Raw genomic sequence first — 362 nt, forward strand, 5'->3', positions numbered from 1 at the left:
CCGACTCCGACTCCGACTCCGACTCCGACTCCGACTCCGACTCCGACTCCGACTCCGACTCCGACTCCGACTCCGACACCCGGTGTCGATGTTGCTGGTGCAGCGTCGGTCACGGCGTCGTCGCAGAATATTGCGGATGGTCAGGTCGCGGCGAACGTGATTGATGGCGTGGCCGCCGGGTATCCGGGTGACTACTCGAAGGAGTGGGCCACGACGGGCGAGCGTGTGGGGGCCTGGGTCCAGCTCGCTTGGGCTTCGCCGGTGACGGTCTCGCAGGTGGTGTTGTTCGATCGGCCTAATGCTGATGACAATGTGCGGTCGGGGACGCTGTGGTTCTCGGATGGTTCAACGGTCGCGGTGGG

General features: G+C 65.2%; 1 protein-coding gene. It reads left to right on the forward strand.

Going from position 1 to position 362, the window contains the following annotated elements:
* Window positions 1–362, forward strand: a 362-nt coding sequence (locus ACLQ14_RS19455; protein WP_425816109.1) for a DUF7402 domain-containing protein, incomplete at both ends; no start/stop codon positions are given.

It is taken from the genome of Luteimicrobium sp. DT211 (genome assembly GCF_049844995.1).
Taxonomy (GTDB): Bacteria; Actinomycetota; Actinomycetes; order Actinomycetales; family Cellulomonadaceae; genus Luteimicrobium.